Origin of the sequence: Salinispora pacifica CNR114, from assembly GCF_000514775.1 — a bacterium.
Lineage (GTDB): Bacteria > Actinomycetota > Actinomycetes > Mycobacteriales > Micromonosporaceae > Micromonospora > Micromonospora pacifica.
Genome location: NZ_AZWO01000023.1, coordinates 1 through 13,538, shown reverse-complemented (window position 1 = coordinate 13,538; position 13,538 = coordinate 1). Strand labels below are relative to the sequence as shown.

Genomic DNA, 13,538 nt, shown 5'->3' with positions numbered 1-13,538 from the left:
CACCCGGGCCTCTTCCGGCCCGGCTCCTCGCGGCCTCAGTCGATCAGCGTGCGGCCGGTGAGGTGCAGAAAGACATCCTCCAGGCCGCTACGCCGCACCAGCACGTTGATCGGGTGCAGGCCGAGCGCGGTCACCTCGGCCACCGCCGCGTCGCCGTCGGGCACGTAGAGCAGGACCCGGTCGGGCAGCACCTCGACCCGTTCGCCGAGTTGGTCGAGTTTGCTGGCGAACGGCTCCTGCGACTCGCCTGCGAAGCGCAGCTCGACCACCTCGCGGGTGGAGTGCTGCTCGATCAGCACGCGGGGGGAGCCTTCGGCGACGATCCGCCCCCCGTCCATCACCACCAGCCGGTCGCAGAGCTGCTCGGCCTCGTCCATGTAGTGCGTGGTGAGTACCAGCGTGACACCCTGCTGCTTGAGCTGGAACAGCCGCTCCCAGACCAGGTGCCGGGCCTGCGGGTCAAGACCGGTGGTCGGCTCGTCCAGGAGCACGATCTCGGGCTCGTTGACGAGCGCCCGGGCGATGGTGAGCCGTCGCTTCATGCCGCCGGAGAGCGGCTCCACCTTGCTGTCGGCCCGCTCGCTGAGCTGCACGAAATCGAGCAGCTCGGCGGCGCGCAGCCGGGCCACCCGGCGGGCGATGCCGAAGTAGCGGGCGTAGGTGATCAGATTTTCCCGGACGGTCAGCTCCGGGTCGAGCGTGTCGAGCTGGGGACAGACACCGAGGCGGGCCCGGATGGCCGGCCCGTCCCGCACCGGATCCATGCCGAGGATGCGCAGCTCGCCGCCGCTGGGCGGCGAGACACAACCGATCATGCGCATGGTGGATGACTTGCCGGCGCCGTTGGGCCCGAGGAAGCCGAACGCCTCCCCAGCCCGGACCGCAACGTCGATCGCGTCGACCGCGGTGAAGCCGCCGAACCGCTTCACCAGCCCCCGCGCCTGGATGAGTGGTTGAGCCGTGGTCACCCCCTGACCCTAGCCACCCGGTCCGACACTCCTCACCGGGTTTTCACCCAGCCGACCGGTCCAAACTCGCGGCGGTCGACCGCCTCCGCCGCCCATCGCCGCGTTGTCATGGCCCCGCCGCCCCTGGCCGCGTTGTCACGCCTCCGGGGCGGTGGTCGCGACGCGGGCCGCGGCGACCAGGCGCTCGGTCTCCGCACGGACCGCGGGATCGTCGACCGGGGTGCCCGGCTCGTACCGGACCGTCCAGGTCAGCCCGTCAACGCCCGGGACCCGCCGGGCGACCACCCGGCCCTCGCCGCCGGGCACCGAGTACGCCTCGGTGTACGCCACCGAGCGGGTCACCCGTTCCCGCACCTGGTGCGGGAGCTCTCCCGGATCCGGCAACGGGTAGGCCTCGGTGGGGCGGTCGGCCACCACCAGGTAGCCGTCCCGCTCGACCACGGGCTCAGCGGCGGTGACCACCAACTCCTGCCCAGACCAGACCGCCCGAAGGATGTCGTGCCAGCCCAGCCGTTCCGCCCGCCGGGGTAGCCAGAGCCCAAGGTTGGTGGCGACCAGTACGGTGCCCTCCGCGCAACCACCGGCGGCGGCCCAGGCGAGCACCCGTTCCCCGGCGACGAGTGGTGGACGGTCTGCCGGCGACAGTTTCGGCCGGCGGCGGAACAACCCCATCTAGCACCCTCCCATGGCTACCGGCCCCGCACCTGCCGGCGGTCGGCCTCACAGCCCACCCGCGGCCTGCTCACGCAACGCCCGGGCATGCTGCTCAAGGGACAGCAACTCACCGAAGGCGGCGAAGTACTCGTCCTTGTTGCTGACCGGATTCATCCGCTGGATTCTCGACTTGAGCTCCCGGATCCGGCCGGTCACCGCTCCCCACTGGAGGCGGGCCATCGTCACCGACACGTAGCGCGGATCGAGCTCCCCGTCGATTCGCAACGGCTCGACCGCCAGCTCACCGACGAGCGCCTGGGCGGCGAGATCCGCACAGGCGTGGCGGACCGACTCGATCCAGACCGCACCGCCGGTGGCCGCCGCCGCTCCCCCGGCCGCCGCCACCGCCGCCCGGACCGCGACATGCAACGGATGGCGGTACTCCGTGGCCTCCACGGCGTCGAACATCGGCCCGGCGAGCACCGGCGCCTGAAGGGCCAGCTTCAGCGCCTCCCGCTCGACAGCCGCCTGTGGGCTCTCCGCCGGTGACTGCGATGGTGCCGGGGCCCCGCCGGGCGCGGTGTTGGCCCTACCGGAGGCGGTGTTGGCCCTACCGGAGGCGGTGTTGGCCCTGCCCGGGGCGTGGGCGGCAGCCAGCACGGCCCGCTGTACCGGCTCGATCTCCATGCCGAGGTCCCCGGCGAGCTTGCGGACGTACTCTGGGCGCTTTTCCCGGTCCTTGATTTTGGCGACCAACGGCGCCGCCCGGCGCATCGCCTCCACCCGACCGTCGACGGTGTCGAGGTCGTGCCGGCCGATCACGTGCCGCAGCGCGAAGTCGACCAGCGGTTCACGGCGCGCGACCAGGTCCCGAACGGCCAGCTCCCCCTTGGCCAGCCGCAGTTCACAGGGGTCCATGCCGTCCGGGCTGACCGCGATGAAGGTGCGCCCGACGAAGCGCTGATCGTCGTCGAAGGCGCGCAGCGCCGCCTTCTGCCCGGCCGCGTCCCCGTCGAAGGTGAAGATGATCTCGCCGGCAACGGCGTCGGTGTCCAGCAGTAGCCGGCGCAGCACCCCGATGTGGTCGCCGCCGAAAGCGGTGCCACAGGTCGCCACCGCGGTCGGCACCCCGGCCAGGTGACAGGCCATCACGTCGGTGTAGCCCTCGACCACGACCACCTTGCCCTGCTTGGCGATCTCCCGCTTGGCCTGGTCGATGCCGTAGAGGACATGGGACTTCTTGTAGATCGGCGTCTCGGGGGTGTTCAGATATTTCGGGCCGTCGTCGTCGTCAAAGAGCTTGCGGGCGCCGAAGCCGACGACGTCACCGGCCAGATCCCGAATGGGCCAGAGCAGTCGGCGACGGAACCGGTCGATCAGGCTGCCCGACCGGGCCGGCCGGGACAGCCCGGCGGTAACCAGCTCGTCGTGACTGAAGCCCTGCTGGCGCAGGTGACGGGTCAACAGGTCCCACCCGTCGGGCGCGAAGCCGCAGGCATACCGCTCGGCGGCGGCCTTGTCGAACCCGCGTTGGGCGAGGAACTCGCGGGCCGGCCGGGCGCCGGCGGTGGTCAGCTGCGCCTGGTAGAACTCGACCGCGGCGGCGTGCGCGGCGATCAACCGCTGCTTCTGCCCCTGCTGCGGCCGGGCCCGGGGGGTGGTGTGGTCGTTGGCCACGTAGCGAAGCTGCAGGCCGGCGCGGCCGGCCAACCGCTCGACGGACTCGACGAAGCTGAGGTGCTCCGCATCCATCAGGAACTTGATGGCGTCCCCGCCCGCGCCACAGCCGAAGCAATACCAAACGTTACGAGCTGGTGACACGTTGAAGGACGGGCTCTTCTCGTCGTGGAACGGACAGAGCCCTTTGAGGTTGCCGCCACCAGCGGACCGCAGGGTGACCGTCTCGGAGATGATCTCCGAGATCGAGGTGCGCTCGCGGACCAACGCGATGTCCTCGTCCCGGATCCGCCCCGTCATCTCCGCCACCCCCTCGCCGTACATCCTGCCCTGTCCGACCGACGTCCCCGTGGCCGGGGGACGCGGGCACGGCGACCACTACCGAATCCCCACCGGGACTCCGCGGCGCGAGACCAGGATGGGCGGGGTCTACTCCTCCTCTTCCCTGGTCGAGCGGGTGTGGCGGCCCTCCTCCCTGGTCGAACGAGCGCGGTCGAGGGCCTCGGCCAGCCCGTGCTGGTGGGGTGGGCGGGCCTGCACCACCGGATCTTCACGCATCTCCTTGACCAGCGACACGGCGAGGCCGAGCATCACCACCACGAACGGCAACGCCACCATGATCGTCGCCTGTTGGAGTGCGCTCAGCCCGCCGGCCAGCAGCAGCACCGCGGCGGTTCCACCGATGAGCACACCCCAGATGATGACGATCACCTGGCGCGGGCGCAGCGCACCTCGGGAGGTCAGCGACGCGAGCACGAGAGAGGCGGAATCGGCGCTGGTGACGAAGTAGAGCGTCACCAGCACCATGGCCAGCACGCTGGCCAGGACGCCCAGCGGCAACGCCTCAAGCAGCCCGAAGAGCGCGTTCTCGGTGCCGGCGGCGGTCTCGGCGACCAGGTCCGCGGCGCCGGTGGCCTGTACCCGCAGCGCGCTGCCACCCAGCACCGCGAACCAGACCACACTGGCCCCGCTGGGCACCAGCAGCACGCCGATCAGGAACTGACGCACCGTACGGCCACGGGAGATACGGGCGATGAAGGTCCCGACGAACGGCGCCCAGGAGATCCACCACGCCCAGTAAAAGATCGTCCAGGAGCCCAACCAGGACGACTCGGAGAAGGCCCCGGTGCGGGTCGACATGAAGACCAGGTTGCTGAGGTAGTCACCAATCGAGGCGGGCAGCAGCTCAAGGATGTAGACGGTTGGGCCGACCACGAAGACGAAGATCATCAGCAACACCGCCAGCACCACGTTGGTGGTGGACAGCCACTTGATGCCCCGGTGCAGCCCGGAGAAGGCCGAGACGACGAAGGCCAGGGTCAACGCCCCGATCACGACCAGTTCCACCGCCCTGCTGCTGGGGATCCCGGCGACCCGGTCCAGGCCCGCGGTGACCTGGAGTGCGCCGAGGCCGAGGCTGGTCGCCGAGCCGAAGACCGTGGCGAAGACCGACAGCAGGTCGATCACCCGCCCGACCGTGCCGTCGGCTTGAGAGCCGAGCACCGGGCGAAACACCGCCGAGATCCGGTTCTCCCGCCCCTTGCGGAAGGTCGAGTACGCCAGGGCGAGCGCCACCACCGCGTAGATCGCCCAGGGGTGCAGCGTCCAGTGAAAGAGGGTGAACTGCATGGCGACCGAGGCGGCGGCGCCGGTCTCCGGCTCGGCTCCGGTGGCCGGCGGCGGCGATGCGTAGTGCTGGATCGGCTCGGCCACGGCGAAGAAAACCAGGCCGATCCCCATGCCGGCGCTGAACATCATGGCGACCCAGGCCAGGGTGGTGAACTCCGGCCGCTCGGTCTCGGCCCCCAGCCGAATGGTGCCGAACCGGGAGAACGCCAGCACGAAGGTCAGCACCAGGAAGACGTTCGCCGCGACGACGAACAACCAGCCGAACGTGGTGATGACCCAACTCAGCCCGGACCCACCGGCACGGGAGACCGAATCGGGTGCCAGGGCGCCCCAGACCACGACGGCCAGCACGACGCCCACGGCGAGGCCCAGCAGAAGGCGGTCCACGCTCCCGCTGTCGGGCCGTCGCCCAGCCGCCTCGCCCATGTTGGCCCCTCCGCTGCCCGCCGGTCCACCGATGCCCCCCTCTGTCATCCTGCGGGTGGCGGGGGTGGAGCCGCGGCGAAATGGGAACAATCGTCAGGTTGGGGCGGCGGCGGACTCCTCGGCCTCGACCTGGCGGTTCCACTCCGCCTTGCTGGCCCGCCAGCCCTCGTCATCCACACCGCGACGCCAGTAGCCGGAGATGGAGAGCCGCTCGCGCGGAACCCCCCGCTCGCCCCGCAGCAGCCGGCGCAGCTCCCGGACGAAGGTCGCCTCACCGTGTACGAAGGCGTGCACCCCCGGTGGGAAGTCCAGCGCCCGGACCGCCGCGACCAGCGCCGCGCCAACCGGCCGGTCCCCCCGGTGCAGCCAGGTCAGCCGCACCTGCCCCGGGCTGGGCAGCGGCTGTTCCTCGGCCGGTCCACTGGTCTCGACCAGGACGGTGGCCGGCGCCCCGACGGGCAGCCGTTCCAGGGCGACGGCGATGGCCGGCAGGGCGCTCTCGTCGCCGACCAGCAGGTGCCAGTCGGCGTCAGGGCTCGGGGCGTACGCCCCACCCGGGCCGAGGAAGTGCACCGGGTCACCGGGACGTAACGCCGCGGCCCACGGCCCGGCCAGCCCTTCGTCGCCGTGGTACACCACGTCCACGGTCAGCTCACCGGCGTGAGTGTCGAAGGCCCGTACGGTGTACGCGCGCAGCCGTGGCCACTGCGTGGCCGGCAGGTCCCGACGGATCGCGGCCAGGTCGATCGGCTCCGGGTAGACCGCCCCGGGCACCGGGAAGAGAATCTTGATGTAGTGGTCGGTGAACTCGCCGACCGGCAGTCCGGTCAGTTCGGCACCGCCGAGGACCAGCCGAACGACGTGCGGGGTGGGCCGTCCGATCCGGACGACACGGGTGGACGTGACCTTCTTTGGACGATCCGGCATGCGGTTAGGTTAACCTAAGTCAACCTGCCCGACGGCGTCGGTCGGGCCACCAAAGAGCCGGGCATGCCGCTGCACCGCCGCCGGATCCGTCAACGACGCCACCTGATCGACCACCACCCGCAGCCGGGCCGCATCGTCTCCGGCAGCCCGCCACAACGGGGCGAACACCGCGTCCAACGCGTCGGGGGCCCGGTCGGCCAAGCCCGCGACCAGGCCGGCGAGGAGCTGCCGCTGCCGCTCGTGCCGGGCGGCGGAGCCGGGGCGACGCAGCACGTACCGCAGGGCGACGCCCTTGAGAAGGGCGCACCGAGCCCGGACCTCGCGCGGCACGACCAGGTCGGCGGCGTACCGCCGGTGCGGACCGGGCCCGAACCGACGCCGGGTGGCCGCCACCGCGGCGGCGACGAAGCGACCGGTCAGCACGCTGGTGGTCGCCTTCAGTGCGGCCTGCGCCCGATGACTCCCGTCGTAGCCGGCCAGCGCCGCGAGCAGCGGGTCGGCAAGCAGCTCAACCAGCACCTCAGCGAGGTCGGACGGGGACTCATTGGAGTAGGCCGCCGCGACATCGGCACTCAGCGCCGCCCGCTCGTCGGCGTCGGCCAGCAGCGGACGCAGCGTCACGTACCCGCCGTGGATGCCGTCCTCGACATCGTGCACCGAGTACGCGACGTCATCGGCCCAGTCCATCACCTGCGCCTCCAGGCACCGCTGCCCGTCTGGCACGTCGGCGCGCAGCCACTCGAAGACCGGGCGATCGTCGGCGTACACGCCGAACTTGCGCTCTCCCGGCCGGCGCGGCCACGGATACTTACTGACCGCGTCGAGGGTGGCCCGGGTGAGGTTCAGCCCGGCGGAGGCGCCGTCCGGCCCGATCACCTTCGCCTCCAGGCGGGTGAGCACGCGCAGCGTCTGGGCGTTGCCCTCGAAGCCGCCGCAGGTCGTGGCGAGGGTGTCCAGCGCCGCCTCGCCGCTGTGCCCGAACGGCGGGTGCCCAAGGTCGTGGGCGAGCCCGGCGGTGTCCACCACGTCGGGGTCGCAGCCGAGCCGGCTGCCCATCTCGCGGGCGACCTGGGCGACCTCCAACGAGTGGGTCAACCGGGTACGGAGGAAGTCATCGGTGCCGGCCGTGTGCACCTGGGTCTTGGCGGCAAGCCGCCGGAAGGCCGCCGAGTGCAGCACCCGGGCGCGGTCTCGCTCGAACGCCGACCGGCCCTGCCCGGTGTCCTTCGCGGGCTCGCCCACCCACCGCCGCTGGTCCGGGCCGACCGGATTCATGCCGCCAGGTTACGCCGGCCAGCCGGTGACCGGTGGGCGCCCGGCGTGGGCGGTGACCGGTGGGCGCCGGCGTGGGCGGTGACCGGTGGGCGGTAGGTAGCCGGCCACCCACCGCCCGGCACGTCAGCGGCTGTCCGATCCGGCGGTCTCCACGGCCGCCCGCCCCGCCTCCAACCGGGCGACCGGCACCCGGAACGGCGAGCACGACACGTAGTCCAGCCCAACCTCATGGAAGAAGTGCACCGAGTCGGGGTCACCGCCGTGCTCGCCGCAGACGCCGAGCTTCAGCTCCGACCGAGCAGCCCGCCCCTCCTCGGCGGCGATCCGCACCAACCGGCCCACCCCGTCCCGGTCGATCGACTCGAACGGTGAGATGCCGAAGATGCCCAGCTCAAGATAGCGCCAGAAGAAGGCGCCCTCCACGTCGTCGCGGGAGAAGCCCCACGCCATCTGGGTCAGGTCGTTGGTACCGAACGAGAAGAACTGCGCCGCCTCGGCGATCTCGCCGGCGGTCAACGCCGCTCGCGGTACCTCGATCATCGTGCCGATCAGCACCTCGACACCGCTGCCGCCGACCACCTCGGCGATGATCTTCTCCGTTTCGGTGCGTACCGTCTCCAGCTCCTGCACCGCACCGACCAGCGGGACCATGATCTCCGGGAAGGCGGACCCACCGGACTCGGCGACCGCGACGGCGGCCTCCGTGATCGCGCGGACCTGCATGGCGAAGAGGCCGGGAATGACCAGGCCGAGCCGGACCCCACGCAGGCCGAGCATCGGGTTCTCCTCATGCATCCGCCGAACGGCGGCCAGCAACGCCTCTTCCCGGGCCGCGGCCTCGCCCCGCTCCTGGGCTACCGCCACGTTGACCGCGAGTTGCTCCAGCGGGGGCAGGAACTCGTGCAGCGGCGGGTCGATCAACCGCACCGTGACCGGCAGCCCGTCCATCTCGCGGAAGATCTCGACGAAGTCCGCCCGTTGCAGCGGCAGCAACGCGGCCAGCGCCTGCTCCCGATCGGCGTCGGTGGAGGCGAGGATCAGCCGCTCGACCAGTTCCCGCCGGTCGCCGAGGAACATGTGCTCGGTACGGCACAGGCCGATCCCCTGCGCGCCGAAACGCCGGGCCCGCGCCGCGTCCGCCTTGGTGTCCGCGTTCGTCCGCACGGCCAACCGCCGCCGGTCGTCGGCGTGGGTCATGATCCGGTGTACGGCCCGCACCAGTACGTCGGCCTGCTCCGGGTCGAGGGTGCCCTCGAAGTACCGCACCACCTCGGACGGCATCACCGGGACCTCGCCCAGGTAGACCTTGCCGGTGGTGCCGTCGATCGACACCACGTCGCCTTCGTGAACGGTCTGTCCGGCCACGGTGAATCGCTTCGCCGGGATGTCCACGTCGAGTTGGTCGGCGCCGGAGACACAGGTCTTGCCCATGCCTCGGGCCACCACGGCGGCGTGGCTGGTCTTACCGCCGCGCGAGGTGAGGATGCCCTGCGCGGCGATCATGCCATTGAGGTCGTCCGGGTTGGTCTCCCGGCGGACCAGGATCACCGCCTCGCCCCGGCCGGCCAGCTCCACCGCGCGGGCGGAGGTGAAGACCACCTTGCCGACGGCCGCGCCCGGTGAGGCGCCGATACCAGTGGCGACCGGCTGGAACTCGTGGTCCAGGTTGAAGCGCGGGAACATCAGCTGGGCGAGCTGAGCACCGTTGACCCGGTGCAGCGCCTCGTCCAGGTCAATGAGGCCCTCGTCCACGAGCTGCCCGGCGATGTTGAACGCGGCGGCGGCGGTGCGCTTACCGACCCGGGTCTGGAGCATCCACAGCTTGCCCCGCTCGATGGTGAACTCGATGTCGCAGAGATCCTTGTAGTGCCGCTCGAGCCGGGCCATGTAGTCGAGCAGTTCGTCGTAGGACTTCTTGTCGATCCGCTCCAGCTCCTGCAGCGGCACGGTGTTGCGGATCCCGGAGACGACATCCTCGCCCTGCGCGTTGGCCAGGTAGTCGCCGTAGATGCCCTGGGTCCCGCTGGCCGGGTCGCGGGTGAAGGCGACGCCGGTCCCCGAGTCCGTACCGAGGTTGCCGAAGACCATGGCGACCACGTTCACCGCGGTGCCCGCCTCGGCGGGCAGTCGCTCCTGCCGGCGGTAGATCACCGCCCGCTCGGCGTTCCACGACTCGAAGACCGCCCGGATCGCGAGGTCCAGCTGCTCCCGCGGCTGCTGCGGGAAGTCCCGGCCGGTGTGCCGGCGGAAGATCTTCTTGTAGGTGTCGACCAGTGCCCGGAGGTCGTCGGCGGTCAGGTCCAGGTCCAGGTCGCTGCCCTTGGCCCGCTTGGCGTCGTCGAGGGCGTGCTCGAAGTCCTCCCCCGGCACCGCGCAGACGGTCTTGCCGAACATCTGGATCAGGCGACGGTAGGAGTCCCACGCGAACCGGTCGCTGTCGCTGGTGGAGTCGGAGCCCGCCGAGCCGCCGGCCTGTCGGGCCAGCCCCACGACGCTGCGGTCGTTGAGGCCGACGTTGAGAACGGTCTCCATCATGCCCGGCATCGAGAACTTGGCGCCGGAGCGCACCGAGACCAGCAGCGGGTCCTCCGGGTCGCCGAGGGTTCGACCCATCGCCCGTTCCAGGGCGTCGAGGTGGGAACCGACCTGGTCGGCGAGGCCGGCCGGTTCGCTACCGGTGGCGAGGTACGCCTGACACGCCGAGGTGGTGATCGTGAAGCCGGGCGGCACCGGCAGGCCGAGGTTGGTCATCTCGGCCAGGTTGGCGCCCTTGCCGCCGAGGAGCTCCTTCTGGTCTTTGTTTCCCTCGGCGAAGTCATAGACGTACTTGTGATCGACTGTCTCCTGCGCTGCCACCAGAGCCTCCCACGCACGCCGAATGTGTCACTTGACGAAGGTTTCAGCTGCCACCGGGCGGCCCGGCCGCCGGTCCGCGGCCACGCTGCCGATCGTGGGGCGAAGGTTAGGCGAACATCGGACCCCCAGGGACCGTTCGGTGACAATCGGCACAGTCGTCCCCACTTTCCGTGTTCGTACCCGTATTTGGAAACGCTTCCACGCGCACGATCACGCATCCGTCGTACCGCCGTACCCTTGATGCGACGCCCTCGGTGAAGCCTTGCCACAACCGCCTCGAATACACCCCCGAAAGGCAGCTCCGTGCACCCCACCCCCGCCACCTCGCCGCAGCAGCCGGAACACCGGCCCGCCCCCGCGACCTCGGGTACGACGGGCACCGTGCCGGGCACCGACGGCGACGCGAACACCCCGACGAGCTCCGCCCCGGCACCCGTCCAGCCGGCAGCGGGCGAGCTGGCACCTGGCCAGCCGGCAGCGGGCGAGCTGGCCCGGCTGGCGGCCCACGAAGCCGGCACCCGACTCGCGCCCGCCCCGGTCCGACTGGGCGACGTGGTGCCCGCCCCCGAGCAGATCCGCCCGGCGCCCCGCGCCGACTTCACGCTGACGGCCGACACGAGAGTGCGGGTCAGCCCCGACCCCGCCGCGCGGGCCGTCGCCGAACGCCTCGCCGACCTGCTCCGGCCGGCCACCGGATATCGGCTCCCGATCGCCGAAGCCCCGCACGCCGGGCCAACCGACGGCATCGCGCTCGTCCTCGCCGAGCAGCCCGAGCTCGGTCCCGAGGGCTACCGACTCGACGTGACCCCGACCGGGGTCCGGATCAGCGCCGCCACCGCGACCGGGCTCCACCACGGCACCCAAACCCTGCGCCAGCTTCTACCGGCCACGATCGAGAGCAGCACGCCGGTCCGCGCCACCTGGACGTTGCCCGGTGGATCGATCCTCGACCGGCCGCGCTTCCCGTACCGGGGCGCCATGCTCGACGTGGCCCGGCACTTCTTCGGGGTTGACGACGTACTGCGGGTAATCGACCACCTCGCCCGCTACAAGCTCAACCACCTACACCTGCACCTCACCGATGACCAGGGGTGGCGGATCGCGGTCGAGTCCCGACCGCGACTGACCGCGATCGGCGCAAGCACGGCGGTCGGTGGCGCCCCCGGCGGGTGGTACACCCCGGCCGACTACCAACGAATCGTCGCGTACGCGGCCGAGCGGCACCTCACCGTCGTTCCGGAGATCGACCTTCCGGGGCACACCAACGCCGCGCTGACCGCCCACCCGGAGCTGGCCCCGGCCGGGACCACACCGGTGCCCTACACCGGCACCGAGGTCGGCTTCAGCTACCTGGACCCCACCAACCCGCAGACGTACGAGTTCGTCGCCGACGTGCTGGGGGAGGTTGCCGCGCGTACCCCCGGGCCGTTTCTGCACATCGGCGGCGATGAGGCCTTCAAGGTGAAGGGAGCGGTGTACACCGGATTCGTGGAACGGGCGCAACGCATCGTGGCCAAGCTCGGCAAGACCGTGGTGGGCTGGCACCAGTTGGCTCCGGCCGCCCACATCGAGGGACGGGTGCTCCAGTGGTGGGGCACCGACGGCATCGACCCGACCACCGCCGACGCCGTCCGCCGCGGCGCCCGGCTGATCCTCTCCCCCGGTAACCGCGCGTATCTGGATATGAAGTACACCTCCGACACCCCGATCGGACATGACTGGGCGGGCCTGATCGACGTCCGGCGGGCCTACGACTGGGACCCGGCGACCCAGGTGACAGGCGTGCCGGCGGAATCAGTGTTGGGGGTGGAGGCCCCGCTCTGGACCGAGTCGGTCACCTCGCTTGCGGAGATCGAATTCATGCTCCTGCCCCGGCTACCCGCCATCGCGGAGCTGGGCTGGTCACCGCGAGCCAACCACGACTGGGCGGCGTTTCGTACCCGACTGGCCGGGCAGGGACCCCGCTGGACGGCGGCCGGCATCGCCTTCCACCGCTCCGCTGAGGTCCCCTGGCCCGCGACGCCCGCTGATTCGCCGACGGCGCAGGTCGCGGCGTCCACGCCGCGCCCCAGGGCGGCCTAGCCGGGGTCTCGGGGCCACGGTGTCACCGATCCACCTGCCTGGGCCGGATGTCTGGTCTGGTCGCATGGCCGCGCGGGGAGATGCCACCTATCGCCCACTCTGGGCGGCTTGTCGGGTGGCCCGGGTCACCGTCGCCGGGGAATCGGTGGTGGGGGCCCGTGGTTATACCTGGCGTAACCATGCGGGGCAGCCGCGAGCGCCCCGCCGGACCGCCGGACGCCGGTGGTTCGACCGCCCCGGAATGCCACCGGGCCGGCGTTGGTTACCTCCCCGGGCCGCCCGAGTAGCACCCCGCCGGGCGCAACCCCCTCTTTCGAATCTCTTCTCGAACCACCTCGCCCGACCCGTAGGCGCCCCCCGCGTCCGCGGCACCCCCGAGCGAAAGGCTTCGATCATCATGCGTACCGACATCCTTCGCAAGACCGCCCTGACCGCCGCTGGCCTGATCGCCACCGGTGGCGCCATCGCCGCCCCCGCGACCGCCGCCTTCGCCGCCCCCACCGCGCAGCCCACCGCGCAAAGCCAGCGCGACGGCACCCGCGTACTCCCGGTCGACTACGAGGCCCAGCCGAACTTCTACTACTGCGGCCCCGCCGCCGCCCGCAACGCCCTGTCCGTGCAGGACAAGGACATCGACGTCTACTCGATGGCCGAGCGGATGGGCACCACCGAGTCCGGCACCGACTCCATCAACGACATCACCCCGGTGCTGAACACCGAAACCGGCAGCGACGTGTACCGCAGCGTCGAGATCTCCACCCCCGAGGCCGACACCACACAGACCGACACCCTGCGCGAAGACATCATCCGCACCGTCGACGACGGCCGCGCCGTCGTGGCCAACATCGCCGGCACCGCCACCGACACCAACGGCGAGAGCCACTCCTTCGCCGGCGGCCACTACATCNCCGTCAACGGCTACCGCGACGCCGGCGACCAGGTGAAGATCGCCGACTCGGCGAACCCGAACACCGCCGAGTACTGGATCACCACCGAAGCCCTCGCCGACTGGATCGCCACCCGCGGCTACTCCACCAGCTGACC

The 13,538-nt window shown here is 71.3% G+C and carries 9 protein-coding genes; 2 read left to right on the top strand and 7 right to left on the bottom strand.

Annotated elements, in window-relative coordinates:
- Window positions 1–35: 35 nt before the first annotated feature.
- The 7 genes from B118_RS0115625 to ppdK all read right to left on the bottom strand — a co-directional run bounded on the left by B118_RS0115625 (window position 36) and on the right by ppdK (window position 10,412).
- A complete protein-coding gene (locus B118_RS0115625) occupies window positions 36–968 on the bottom strand; it encodes an ABC transporter ATP-binding protein (RefSeq protein ID WP_018223061.1) in 933 nt (310 codons plus the stop codon).
- 135 nt (window positions 969–1,103) lie between these two features.
- On the bottom strand, window positions 1,104–1,640 hold the full coding sequence (locus B118_RS0115620) for a hypothetical protein (RefSeq protein ID WP_018223060.1): 537 nt from the start codon (window positions 1,638–1,640) through the stop codon (window positions 1,104–1,106).
- Window positions 1,641–1,688: 48 nt separating this feature from the next.
- Entirely contained in the window at window positions 1,689–3,623 is a 1,935-nt protein-coding gene (gene dnaG / locus B118_RS0115615; RefSeq protein WP_028193000.1) for a DNA primase, read from the bottom strand.
- 105 nt (window positions 3,624–3,728) lie between these two features.
- Window positions 3,729–5,354, bottom strand: a complete 1,626-nt coding sequence (locus B118_RS0115610) for a BCCT family transporter (RefSeq protein ID WP_028192999.1) — start codon at window positions 5,352–5,354, stop codon at window positions 3,729–3,731.
- Between the two features lie 93 nt (window positions 5,355–5,447).
- A complete protein-coding gene (locus B118_RS0115605) occupies window positions 5,448–6,281 on the bottom strand; it encodes a siderophore-interacting protein (RefSeq protein ID WP_018812408.1) in 834 nt (277 codons plus the stop codon).
- A gap of 9 nt (window positions 6,282–6,290) precedes the next feature.
- A complete protein-coding gene (locus B118_RS0115600) occupies window positions 6,291–7,556 on the bottom strand; it encodes a deoxyguanosinetriphosphate triphosphohydrolase (protein WP_018812407.1) in 1,266 nt (421 codons plus the stop codon).
- A 123-nt stretch (window positions 7,557–7,679) separates the two neighbouring features.
- Window positions 7,680–10,412: a pyruvate, phosphate dikinase gene (gene ppdK / locus B118_RS0115595; protein WP_018223055.1), complete on the bottom strand. Its 2,733-nt coding sequence runs from the start codon at window positions 10,410–10,412 to the stop codon at window positions 7,680–7,682.
- Between the two features lie 303 nt (window positions 10,413–10,715).
- On the opposite strand from ppdK, the gene B118_RS0115590 reads away from it, so the two are divergent.
- Together B118_RS0115590 and B118_RS0115585 are read left to right on the top strand one after the other, a co-directional pair.
- Entirely contained in the window at window positions 10,716–12,494 is a 1,779-nt protein-coding gene (locus B118_RS0115590) for a beta-N-acetylhexosaminidase (RefSeq protein WP_028192998.1), read from the top strand.
- A gap of 397 nt (window positions 12,495–12,891) precedes the next feature.
- Window positions 12,892–13,536, top strand: a complete 645-nt coding sequence (locus B118_RS0115585; RefSeq protein ID WP_028192997.1) for a C39 family peptidase — start codon at window positions 12,892–12,894, stop codon at window positions 13,534–13,536.
- Window positions 13,537–13,538: the final 2 nt, after the last annotated feature.

Coding starts and splice junctions, on each gene's coding strand:
- B118_RS0115620 (WP_018223060.1), bottom strand. CDS start 1,640: ATGGGGTTGTTCCGCCGCCGGCCGAAACTGTCGCCGGCAGACCGTCCA.
- B118_RS0115605 (WP_018812408.1), bottom strand. CDS start 6,281: ATGCCGGATCGTCCAAAGAAGGTCACGTCCACCCGTGTCGTCCGGATC.
- dnaG (WP_028193000.1), bottom strand. CDS start 3,623: ATGTACGGCGAGGGGGTGGCGGAGATGACGGGGCGGATCCGGGACGAG.
- B118_RS0115610 (WP_028192999.1), bottom strand. CDS start 5,354: ATGGGCGAGGCGGCTGGGCGACGGCCCGACAGCGGGAGCGTGGACCGC.
- B118_RS0115600 (WP_018812407.1), bottom strand. CDS start 7,556: ATGAATCCGGTCGGCCCGGACCAGCGGCGGTGGGTGGGCGAGCCCGCG.